The following is a 9,762-nucleotide window of genomic DNA, read 5'->3' on the forward strand; positions in this document are numbered from 1 at the left end:
CTGCACAGGAAGGCCCGACCATGACCACTACGACCACCGCACCCCGCCCCGCCCACCGCTTCGACCCGTACCAGGACGACCCGACGCTGCGAGCGGCCGAGGTCGCCGTCGACGCCGCGGCCGCGTCCGGCGACGCCGAAGCGACCGCCGCCGCAGCGCGAGCGCTGATCGTCGCCGCGGCCGCCTACGGCTGGCCCACCGCGACCGCCCTCGTCTTCACGTACGAGAGGACCGGCCCCATCGCCCACGTCTGGGGACTGTGGAAGGTCCTCGACGCCGACCGCCAGGTCCTCCGCGAATGGGACGAGGAGCCCGGCGACATGACGGACGAGTCCGAGGAGGAACTGATCGCCCTCGACCTCATCAGCAACCGCCGCGCGACCCTCGACTACACCGACTTCGGAAAGCCCATCGGCTCCACCACCCTGATCCTCCACACGCTCGCGCTCTGAGTGCGTGCGCGGGCCGACCCGAAACGGGCCGGCCCGCACGAGGGGGAGAGCCCCCTCGCCCCCCCGGTCACGCACGCGGAACGGCCACCCACGCTCGAGCGGTAGTCAGCGGCGAGGACGCGGCTTGTACTTCTTCCCCGCGCGGATGGTCCGGTTCTCGATCACACGGACTACCGCCAGGCCGGCGGCCAGGAGGACGATCAGCGCCCACCCGAGCACGTTCAACCACGTCCCGGAGAACGCCGCGTAGGTCTGCTCACCGGCGATGGAGAACAGCATCAGCGACAACCCGAACCGCACCATGCCGTTGCTGATCAGCGCAGCACGCGCGAGTTTCGTCCGGGGCTTCGGCAGGCGCCCACCCTTCCACCCAAGGCTGGACCTGTTTACAGAGTGAAGTCGCGCCTTTGGCGCGCCTCGCTAAAGTGCAGCCAGCGCGTTGTACATGCGCGCATAACTTGCCATACGAGGATCCGTGAACCGATAGACGCCTTTCGCGGTTCGAGTGAGTATCGACTTCCCATCGTCTGAGACGAGCCGAATCAGGAAATTATTCAGCGACCCTTGAGAAATGGAACCGCTGGTGATTCTGTCGATTGCTTCGCGCAGGCTCGCGGCGTTGAACTCTTCCGAATCTAACGATGCTGCCGCAAGCACAATGTTTCGATACATGTCGGTGCCGGCGGACCGCGTGGCAGCTTCATAGTCTCGCTTCAGTGTGCCTTCCGCGTCCCGGACCGCGGTTGTTAGTGCATCCTTCAAGTGATGCTCGTCAATTTCGGTGCGATCGGCGGCCACCGCCTCCTCTGCGCACTTAAGGGCAATTAAATGAGTGAAGTGCGGATACCCCGCACTCAGGCGCACAATCGCCTTTGTCAGGGATTCAGTGAAATTAAGCCCAGCCTTTGGCCCGCCTGTTGTAATAATCTCTGTCAGTTCCGCGGTCGACATGCGATTGAGCTTTGTTTCCCGCAGGCACCGCTGCACGGACGGGTGCGCCGCTGTGAGCTCCTCGCCAGTCTCGCTAATCCCGACGATCATCACCTTCAACTTTGAACCAGAGTCGCTAAGGAGCTTGATGAGCTCGGCGAGCTTCCGGCGATCCTCCGGGTTTCCGATAGCGTCCGCTTCGTCCACGATGAGCAGGCCCTCAAGATGTGCAATGGCTTCCGCTACTGTGGAAGGGCTGAGTGAATGGCTCGCGGCATAGTTGGCGACAATGGACTTGGCAAGGGTACCCTTCGCCACCTTGGCGTCGAGGGTACCGCTCTTGTCATCCTGCTCCGTCACGGCGACCAATGTGAGATCTGCACCTACTTCCGCGAGAGGCCCCTTGAGGATCGATTCGAAGGTGTCAGAGTTATCGCAGCGCTTCGTCCAGACTTTTGCTTCGATCAAGCCCGAGATCAGCACGGAGGCGACGTTAGCAATCGAACTTTTTCCTACGCCACGCTCCCCGTAGAGAAGGACATGCTGGCCCGGGGTGTTGAGTGTCTCGATAAGGCTGCGCACTTCTGTCTGGCGACCGAAGAGGAGATCTGATTCCCCGATAGGCTGGTGTGGAGTGAAAATGTTCCGGACGCCTGAATCGGCGATCTTCTTCTCGCGCTCAAGCCCGAACATCTGGTTCAGGCTGGGGAACTGGTTCGACATAGCTAGAGCTTAGCGAGAGGATGCGACTGCTACTCAGTGCCGAGGGGGTCGTGTTCGAAATTTGCGAGGTTCGCGATCGTGCTCACGTTGCTGGTCCTCGACCTGCTCCCCGGCGAGCACATTCACCACCGGTGAGGAGCTGCTGAGCGACTGTTCCGCCTACATCGCCTACCTCGCCTCGTTTTCACCACCGCCGCGATCTGGCTCTCCCACCACCAGACCTGGATCCGACTCAAGCGCATCGACACGAAGGTGCTCGTGCTCAGCATCGCACTGCTCCTCAGTATTGCCCTCGTACCCCGACCGACCGTCCTCCTCGCCAACTCACTGCGCGACGGAAACCACGAGGAACAGCTCGCAGCCGCCGTCGTCTACGCGATTGTCATCCTCCTGATCGGCACCAGAGATGCACGTCCTTGAGGATCGGTGCCACAGACAGCTCATCCCACCGGGTGTGCCAGCGTCGTCACGTCTCGACCGCACATGCGTGCTACTTCGCCGTTAGAGCAATGATCGTTGCCGCCACTGTCGGCGCGCCGAAAATCAAGCCGAACACCGAGCACCCGGCCGCTATTTCCTTTGCGCGATTTTTCGACGTCTCGTTGAAACCGCTGCTCAGTGCAAATGTGTTGAAGACCTCCTTGAAGATGAGGCAGATCGCCGACACGCTCCCAAAGAGCACGGCAAACCACGTCGCTTGAGTCCACCCCGCGTCGTTCGCCGCGGGCGTCGTGCCGACGGCCGGCGTTGCAGTGCTCTGGGCGCCGCCAGTATCCGCCGTGGGCGTCGCGCTGGAGGCGGACGTTGCAGCGGTTTCACCGCTACCCGTGTTGAGCGATGTGAAGAAGACGACCACTCCCAGCAGAAGGAGGAGCGCGGCGACCGCAGCTGCAGCAACCCACCACGCGCGTTTCTGCGACTGCATCGGCGGCGGCGGGGTTGTCGCCGACGCCGGAGGCGTCATCGTCCACGTTCCAGTGGTCGTCACACCTGCCCAGTTTGTTTTTGTCCAGGTACCGGTACTCGCTGGCGAAGTCATGGAGAGAAAGTATCGAAGAAGGGCGCAGCTCGTAGCAGTCGGAGTGACGGAAGCCTGCCCGCCGGCGGGCCGTCCCGTTAGGGAATCGTCGTCCGGACGGTGAAACTACCCACTGCCATCCGGCGTCCGGTAGCGGTCCCCTGCCGAACGGTGCGGGGAAGACGCCCGTCGCTCTTACTGGTTGAGCCGTCGAGCGAAGTGATGGGCGGTGATGTCCATCCGTTCGCGCAGGTAGAAGCGATGCGCCTCGAAGCGTTGCACGCCGGAGTCGAGCTCGATCGCGCTGCACCCCAGTTCCCGGCCTCGCTCCGCCAGGGCGGTTAGGAGTGCCGCGCCGTGGCCGTGAGATCGCTCGGCGGCGGCGGTGGAGAGGTCATCGACGTAGAGCTTCCTGATAGCGCTCGTGTTGACGACTACTCGCCAGCCGGCGACAGCCACGCAGCGATCGTCTTGCAGTAGGGCGGTGAAGCGGAGACCTTGGGGTGCGCCTTCTCGCAGTACCAGGTTGAGGAGTTCGTCAGTGAGATGGGGCCGCAGCTCGCGGAGGACGGGAAGAGCGGCCGCCCACCGCGCGTCGCCGGGCTCTAGATCAATGATCACGGCGAGGAGACTAGCGCTCGCGTCGTCCCGTATGGGGACGGCTTAGTAAGCGTTTCGTTTGGGGATGCCCTTCCGGAACTCCCTAGGTGCGCAGTGAAGCAGTCATCAGTTGATGGTGCTCGGCAGTTTTTGTTCGAGTCGCGCTGCCCGACCAGCGGCGAGCCCGATCGCGAGCAGCGCGCCGCCCACGATGGGGAGCTGCAGTCCGATCCTGAGCGTCGGGTACGCCGAGAAGACGGTCGCTCCGAGCACCTCAACTCCGATCAGCAGCAAAGGCAACCCGATCAGCACGAGCACCGAGATTGCAGTGGTGGTGCGCCCTCGCCAGGGGAGCGCTGTGAGCAGGCCGAGGGCCGCGATGGGTGCTGCTGTCGACAGGCCGGGCCCGAGCCATCCCTCCGATGCCGAGACGAGGGCGATGACCAGTTCCGCCGTCGACGCGAGCAGGGCGGTGACGCGGGCGGCGCCGGTCCGTCCGGCCACCGCAAGTGCGAGCGCGACGCCGAATGCGGCGCCGGCGAAGACGGAGGGGTTGGTGAACGAGCCGATCGCGCCCGGATAGCTGATGCCTGGGGACCAGTTCACGGTGAGGTAGAAGAGGAAGAACGCTGTGACGAGAGCCAGCGGGATGATTGCTGCCGGTGACCGGCCGGCGTCCGAGCGGAAGCGGTGACGCATCCCACCGATTGCGAGAGTGATCCGCTGTCCCCGGGTGGGGCGAGAACGGCCCGCATCGTCGGCTTCGTCCAGGAGGATGCCCAGCAGTACCTCGCCGTGCCGTGCCCTCCAGGTCGGTGGGTACCAGCGCAGCGCACGTCGGAAGCTGTCGGCTCGTCCGGTGTCATCGTTCGTCGTCATGCCGTTCTCCAGTCGAGGCGTGATCGGATCAGATCGCTGTGGCGGGTCGGAGCCCGAGGTTCGTCCGTGCTCTGCGTGCGCTGGCCTCCATGCGGGTGACCTCGGCGCCGAGCGCGGCGCGGCCGGCCTCCGTGAGGCGGAAGTAGCGACGAACGCGGCCATTGATCCGCTCGTCACCGTCAGGAGAGATCAGCCCCTCCGACTCGAGTCGTTCGAGCGCTGCGTAGAGCGTCGTCACTCGGAGGCGGACCCGCTCCTCCGATTGCTCTTCGATCTCTTGCAGCAGTGCGTACCCGTGACGTCGACCGAGAGCCAGCGCGGTCAAGATCCAAAAGGTCGTCTCTCGCATCTCACCGGTCATGGTCCGCACGATACTCCAAGCACGGGACTATTTCGCAGTGCATCCTCCCCAGCAGGCCCAGAGCCGTCCCGGTTGGGAATCGTTCTGCGGATCACCAAGTCGCCGGGCTGCCCTCCGCCGGGTGGCGTGGTTCAGCGAGAATGCTCCCGCTGTCAGCTCGCGCGGACCGACAGGTTCTTGCCGAGCTGAGTCCAGCCCTCGCCGGTGGCGTCGTCCGGTACGGCGTCGTCGGGGTGGATCTGTACCGTCCAGTCGTTCTGCTTTGACAGCTTCTCGCCGCAGCCGCTGACCGGTTCGTCGCCCTCGTCAACGATGACGCAGTGTCCGGCTCCCTCGCGAGGTAGGGCCAAGTAGAAGTCGAGGCCCTCGACGGACCCGGCGAACCGGATCGAGTCGGGATCGAGCTTGTCTCCGACGCTGCCGAGCGAGGGAAGTGCGTCCTGCTCCTGCTGCGCCCTGTCGTAGTCCGAGTACACGGTCGGGTCGTCGCAGACAGTGGTGTCCTGCGCGCACCCGCCGAGAAGAGGAAGGGCCATGAGCGCGACCGCGGCCGCACCGATCTTGAATCCGTAGGTCGATCGTTCGTGGCCCATGGCGTCCCCGTCGCGTTTTGCTCACCCTACTTCGCCTGAACTCCAGAGCACCGGCTCTCATCAACGGAGCGAAGAGCGCGAGGCCGCCCGTTCCGTATGGGGATCGTTCACCGGCACGGTTCCGCCAAGGATCCGTAGTGCTGAACGCGACAGTGGGGAGAGTAGGACCGCAAGGCACAGATCCGATCGACGTGGGCACAGAGGCCCGATTGTTCAGCGCTGAGCTTCACTATCTCGCCATCAGGTCAGAAGTTCGTCCATCTGCGATCGCCTGCCCCTACTGTGTAGCGATGAGGCACCGTCCCATCAGCGCAGTAGTTGGTCTTGTTCTCGTGGCGTCTCTCGCAGGCTGCGCCCCGATATCTGGGGAGGACCCTCGCATCACTCAGTGGCGTGCAGAGCGCCAAGCGGATGTGGAAACGGACCGTGACGTTGTTGCGATCCTCTCGCTGAACGCTAACGCCGACGATGATGGTGGCCACGTCGAAGCGACTCTCGCGCGACCCGCCCTGCCGACAGCGATCACCTTTGAATGTCTCGGGGACGGAGTGATCGATCTCGAGATCGGATCGCTGTCCACGGCAGGAGGCCCGACGACGAGGACGACGACGACCCTCGAGGCGATCGACTGTGCCGATGGCCCGCACGAGATCGACCCGGCGTCGCTCGGCGAGAAGCCGATTTCTACTGTCGAGGCCACCGCGTCAAACGCGGACGGCGACACGGCCTGGTTCCTGACGATCCACGGGGACATCAACGCTTCCTGAGGTCGGCGTGACTTCTACACCGGCCACGGCGGCGGCTCGTCCCGTATGGGGATCGCCTACGGTCGGTTGAGTTCGGCTAGTCGACGGTTGTAGTCGGCCAGTTCGTTCCGCATCTGCTCGATCGACCTCGGCGTGAAGCGCCTCACTTGCAAGTCAAGAATCGCATTGGCCACCACGTCGCTGACCTCGAATGCCGCGGCGACGGCTGCCCTCTCGTTGTCGCGACCTCCCGAGACGTTCGCGCACACCTGAAACAGCTTCTCGGGGTTCTCGATCGCTCTGATGTAGCCGTTGAGGATCTCGGTGAGTGCCACCAGGTTGTGACGTTCTTCGTCGTCCTTCATGCGGCCACCGTACCGGCCATGGCCGCCGCTGCGGGCGTCCGATGAGGGGTCGTCATCCGGCCGCCCAGGATGGCCGCGCATGAGACCGGAATCTCGCGGCGCTGTTTGTCGCAATAGACCCGCCCGATGAGATGCCCGATGGTGGTGCGTCAACTGACACACTGAGCGCACGGCAGCTCGTAGGATACGCCCGCGTCTCAACCGACAAGCAGGATGCGACCACGCAGCGCGCCGCACTCCGGGCGGCCGGCGTCCCATCCGATCGGATCTACGTCGACTCGGGTCTGACCGGCCGGAACCGCGAGCGTCCCGCGCTGCGAGAGGCGCTGGCGGCATGCGACGCCGGATCGACTCCGCTCGTGACGAAGCTCGACCGGCTCGCGCGGTCCATCACAGACCCTCGCGACATCGTTGATGAGCTGACCCGCCGCGGGGTGAAGCTCAGCATCGGGGGATTGGTCCACGATCCGGAGGATCCGATCGGCCGGCTGCTGTTCAACGTGCTCGCGATGGTCGCGGAGTTCGAGGGGGATCTGATTCGTGCCCGCACTCGTGAGGGGATGAAGGTCGCGAAGGCCAAGGGGCGTCTGCGTGGCCGTCAGCCGAAGCTGTCGCCGAAGATCGAGGCGCATCTGGTCGCAGAGCATCGTGCCGGGAACTGCACCGTTGCCGAGTTCGCGGCGGAGTTCAAGGTCGCGCGGTCGACGGTCTATCGGGCGGTGCAGCGGGCTGATGCGCGCGCCGCTGGCGCTGTCGCCCTGGCGCCGCCGACAGAGGGCGCATGATGTCGGGGGCGGAGAGGGTACCTGCGCTGGTGCCGGAGAGGGTGGAAGTGCTGCCCGGTTGGTCTGCGCTTACACGTGTTCTCAGCACCGGGTGGGGAACTCTCGCCCAGGCGATCGCCTGTATCTGGCTCTTCGTCGGGTTCGCGGTCCTTCCTCCGGGATCGCGTCTGCCCCTTTTCGTGCAGCTGGTGCTGTTCTTCGCCGCTCTCGCCTGGTCAGTGATCTGTCTCGCGATCGGCACGTCCAGGGTCACCGGTGAGAAGGAAGCCGGTTACACGACCCTGGGGCTCGGGCGCATCACGGTTCCTGCGGTTGATGCGAGAACGGGCGTCGTCCTGCGGGCGGCAGGCGAGCCGCACTGCCGACTCGTCGACCGGGTCCGGCACTCCACCGCCGACGCGTCCGCCGCTCAGTCGAACCGCGCGCCCTCCGGCCGCGGCGGCAGCACGAACAGGATCAGCAGGAACACGTAGCCGGCGATCGGCACGAGGATCGCGAGGATCCACAGCCCGCTGCGGTTCACGTCGTGCAGTCGCCGCCAGATCAGCGAGAGCGACGGGAGGAACGTCGCCAGGGCGATCGCGCCCGCGGCGAGCGACACCCAGAAGGTCTGGAACGGCGCGCCGCTCGGGTACGGCGTCAGCGTGAAGTCGAGGCGCCACGGACCGCCGTCGGCCAGCTGCAGCAGCGCGGTGAGGACGCTGCCGAGGAGGATGATCCACCAGTACTCGGCCCGGCTCGCCCTCCCGCGGAAGCGGAGGTAGTTGCCGAAGAAGCGGCGGAGCGCCGCCATCGGCGGAGCCCCGTAGTAGGGGAGGGCCAGCGGCGGCTCGAGGGTGCTCGGGCTCATCGGGTTCCGTCTCTCATCCCTCGACCGTATCCCCTGCTCCCCGCGGCGCCGCGTCGGCCGTGCGGACGACATCCCGGTGTTCGCGCCGGAGGCACGCCGCCGTGTTCACGAAGCCGAAGGCCGCCGTCTTCAAAACGGAGGAAGAACGTTCCGACTCGAGCGCGAACACGCGGATCGGCATGCGCCGGAACGCGTTCTTCCTCCGTTGTGAACACGATCAGCGAGTAGGGACCGCCTCCGCCCGCACCGCCGCCGTCGCCCGGGCGTCGATGATCAGGCTGACGACGAGCCCCACTACGACGATGACGATCGCGACCCACGGCAGCACGTCGAGCCCGCTCGCGTCGATCGCCAGTCCGCCGACGACCGCGCCGCCGCCGATGCCGATGTTGAACGCCGTCGTCTGGAGCGCCGCGGCGAGGCTCCGCAGCTGGAAGGAGGAGGTGCGCAGCATCCGGGTCTGCAGCATCGCCGGGATGCCGCCGAACGCGATGTTCCAGATCACCGCGGCGACGACCACGGCCGTGGCGGCGCCGGTGCCCGCGGCGACGGCCAGGCCCGCGAGCGCCAGCACGACCGCGATCGCGGCGACCACGAAGCCCGAGCGGGGGAACCGGTCGGTCGCGAAGCCGGCCAGGACGAGTCCGACCGCCCCTGCGCCGCCGAACGCGAAGAGCACGAGCGGCACCGTGTCGGGGGCGAAGGAGGCGTTCTCGAGCCAGGGCGTGATGTAGGTCGAGAGGGTGTTCTGGCCGATCAGCACCAGCAGGATGACGACGCAGACGCCGATGATGCGGGGGAGCGTCCGGTCCTTCCGCGCAGGCAGGCGGATCTCGCCGGTCCGCAGCGGGATGTGGTGGTCGACCGCGGGCAGGAACTTCACCACGATCAGCGCGAGCACGAGCACGACGCCGCCGAGGATCGCGAAGGTGGGCCGCCAGCCGAACGCATGCCCGAGCGCCGTGCCCAGGGGGACGCCGAGGACGAAGGCAGCGGATCCGCCGCCCGCCGTGATCGCGGTCGCGCGGCCGAGCTGCTCCGGAGCGACGAGATGCGCGGAGTAGGCGGCGACGATCGCCCAGAAGAGGCCGTGGGCGAGCCCGCCGAGGATGCGGGCGCCGATGAGCAGCCCGAAGGTGGGGGCGAGCGCGGCGAGGACGTTGGCGACCGCGATGGTGCACAGCGCCACGAGGAGGAGGCTCTTGCGCGAGAAGCGCTGGGTCACCAGGGTCAGCGGAGTCGTCGCGACGACGACGGTCGCGGCGAAGATCGTGACGAGCTGGCCGGTGAGCGAGATGCTCACGCCGAGGTCGCGCGACATGTCGGGGATGAGCCCGGTCGGGAGGAACTCGCTCGTCACGGAGACGAAGACGGCGCCGGCGAGCGTGAGCAGGCCGATCCAGGGGAAGGCGGGGGCTTTCGCGGTGTCCTGAGGGTTCACGGTGTCCTGAGGTCGGGGG

The 9,762-nt window shown here is 66.1% G+C and carries 14 protein-coding genes; 4 read left to right on the top strand and 10 right to left on the bottom strand.

Annotation, left to right across the window (positions count from 1 at the left end):
- Positions 1-20 precede the first annotated feature (20 nt).
- Entirely contained in the window at positions 21-452 is a 432-nt protein-coding gene (locus C5C49_RS08490) for a hypothetical protein (RefSeq protein ID WP_104345932.1), read from the top strand.
- A 105-nt stretch (positions 453-557) separates the two neighbouring features.
- Here C5C49_RS08490 and C5C49_RS16960 read toward each other — a convergent pair whose 3' ends face one another.
- Both C5C49_RS16960 and C5C49_RS08500 read right to left on the bottom strand, forming a co-directional pair.
- Positions 558-731 carry a hypothetical protein gene (locus C5C49_RS16960; protein WP_181135740.1) on the bottom strand — a complete coding sequence of 58 codons (174 nt, stop codon included), beginning with the start codon at positions 729-731 and terminating at the stop codon, positions 558-560.
- Positions 732-872: 141 nt separating this feature from the next.
- Positions 873-2,105 carry an ATP-binding protein gene (locus C5C49_RS08500; RefSeq protein ID WP_104239421.1) on the bottom strand — a complete coding sequence of 411 codons (1,233 nt, stop codon included), beginning with the start codon at positions 2,103-2,105 and terminating at the stop codon, positions 873-875.
- A 198-nt stretch (positions 2,106-2,303) separates the two neighbouring features.
- On the opposite strand from C5C49_RS08500, the gene C5C49_RS17525 reads away from it, so the two are divergent.
- On the top strand, positions 2,304-2,525 hold the full coding sequence (locus C5C49_RS17525; RefSeq protein WP_374953848.1) for a hypothetical protein: 222 nt from the start codon (positions 2,304-2,306) through the stop codon (positions 2,523-2,525).
- A gap of 70 nt (positions 2,526-2,595) precedes the next feature.
- Here C5C49_RS17525 and C5C49_RS08505 read toward each other — a convergent pair whose 3' ends face one another.
- From C5C49_RS08505 to C5C49_RS08525, 5 genes are all read right to left on the bottom strand, one after another.
- A complete protein-coding gene (locus C5C49_RS08505) occupies positions 2,596-3,093 on the bottom strand; it encodes a hypothetical protein (RefSeq protein WP_146084871.1) in 498 nt (165 codons plus the stop codon).
- Positions 3,094-3,318: 225 nt separating this feature from the next.
- A complete protein-coding gene (locus C5C49_RS08510; protein ID WP_104345935.1) occupies positions 3,319-3,744 on the bottom strand; it encodes a GNAT family N-acetyltransferase in 426 nt (141 codons plus the stop codon).
- A 105-nt stretch (positions 3,745-3,849) separates the two neighbouring features.
- Positions 3,850-4,422 carry a hypothetical protein gene (locus C5C49_RS08515; RefSeq protein WP_146082456.1) on the bottom strand — a complete coding sequence of 191 codons (573 nt, stop codon included), beginning with the start codon at positions 4,420-4,422 and terminating at the stop codon, positions 3,850-3,852.
- 208 nt (positions 4,423-4,630) lie between these two features.
- Positions 4,631-4,963: a PadR family transcriptional regulator gene (locus C5C49_RS08520; protein WP_104318052.1), complete on the bottom strand. Its 333-nt coding sequence runs from the start codon at positions 4,961-4,963 to the stop codon at positions 4,631-4,633.
- 152 nt (positions 4,964-5,115) lie between these two features.
- Positions 5,116-5,556, bottom strand: a complete 441-nt coding sequence (locus C5C49_RS08525; protein ID WP_104345937.1) for a hypothetical protein — start codon at positions 5,554-5,556, stop codon at positions 5,116-5,118.
- A gap of 413 nt (positions 5,557-5,969) precedes the next feature.
- Here C5C49_RS08525 and C5C49_RS08530 point away from each other — a divergent pair, with 413 nt between their 5' ends.
- Positions 5,970-6,323 carry a hypothetical protein gene (locus tag C5C49_RS08530; protein ID WP_104345938.1) on the top strand — a complete coding sequence of 118 codons (354 nt, stop codon included), beginning with the start codon at positions 5,970-5,972 and terminating at the stop codon, positions 6,321-6,323.
- 56 nt (positions 6,324-6,379) lie between these two features.
- On the opposite strand, the gene C5C49_RS08535 is transcribed toward C5C49_RS08530, so the two are convergent.
- Complete coding sequence (locus C5C49_RS08535; RefSeq protein ID WP_146084598.1) at positions 6,380-6,667, bottom strand: hypothetical protein; 288 nt, start codon at positions 6,665-6,667, stop codon at positions 6,380-6,382.
- Positions 6,668-6,798: 131 nt separating this feature from the next.
- On the opposite strand from C5C49_RS08535, the gene C5C49_RS08540 reads away from it, so the two are divergent.
- The gene (locus C5C49_RS08540; protein WP_104345939.1) at positions 6,799-7,452 is read left to right on the top strand and encodes a recombinase family protein; all 654 of its coding nucleotides are present in this window, start codon (positions 6,799-6,801) and stop codon (positions 7,450-7,452) included.
- A 409-nt stretch (positions 7,453-7,861) separates the two neighbouring features.
- On the opposite strand, the gene C5C49_RS08550 is transcribed toward C5C49_RS08540, so the two are convergent.
- A complete protein-coding gene (locus C5C49_RS08550; RefSeq protein ID WP_181135741.1) occupies positions 7,862-8,302 on the bottom strand; it encodes a DUF805 domain-containing protein in 441 nt (146 codons plus the stop codon).
- Between the two features lie 217 nt (positions 8,303-8,519).
- A partial coding sequence (locus tag C5C49_RS08555) for an MFS transporter (protein WP_219814586.1) occupies positions 8,520-9,762 on the bottom strand: 1,243 nt, incomplete at its 5' end.

Origin of the sequence: Rathayibacter sp. AY1E2 (assembly GCF_002932325.1) — a bacterium.
Taxonomy (GTDB): Bacteria; Actinomycetota; Actinomycetes; order Actinomycetales; family Microbacteriaceae; genus Rathayibacter.

Coding starts and splice junctions, on each gene's coding strand:
- C5C49_RS16960 (WP_181135740.1), bottom strand. CDS start 731: ATGCTGTTCTCCATCGCCGGTGAGCAGACCTACGCGGCGTTCTCCGGG.
- C5C49_RS08520 (WP_104318052.1), bottom strand. CDS start 4,963: ATGACCGGTGAGATGCGAGAGACGACCTTTTGGATCTTGACCGCGCTG.
- C5C49_RS08490 (WP_104345932.1), top strand. CDS start 21: ATGACCACTACGACCACCGCACCCCGCCCCGCCCACCGCTTCGACCCG.
- C5C49_RS08550 (WP_181135741.1), bottom strand. CDS start 8,302: ATGAGCCCGAGCACCCTCGAGCCGCCGCTGGCCCTCCCCTACTACGGG.
- C5C49_RS08515 (WP_146082456.1), bottom strand. CDS start 4,422: ATGCGTCACCGCTTCCGCTCGGACGCCGGCCGGTCACCGGCAGCAATC.
- C5C49_RS08535 (WP_146084598.1), bottom strand. CDS start 6,667: ATGAAGGACGACGAAGAACGTCACAACCTGGTGGCACTCACCGAGATC.
- C5C49_RS08525 (WP_104345937.1), bottom strand. CDS start 5,556: ATGGGCCACGAACGATCGACCTACGGATTCAAGATCGGTGCGGCCGCG.
- C5C49_RS08540 (WP_104345939.1), top strand. CDS start 6,799: ATGCCCGATGGTGGTGCGTCAACTGACACACTGAGCGCACGGCAGCTC.
- C5C49_RS08500 (WP_104239421.1), bottom strand. CDS start 2,105: ATGTCGAACCAGTTCCCCAGCCTGAACCAGATGTTCGGGCTTGAGCGC.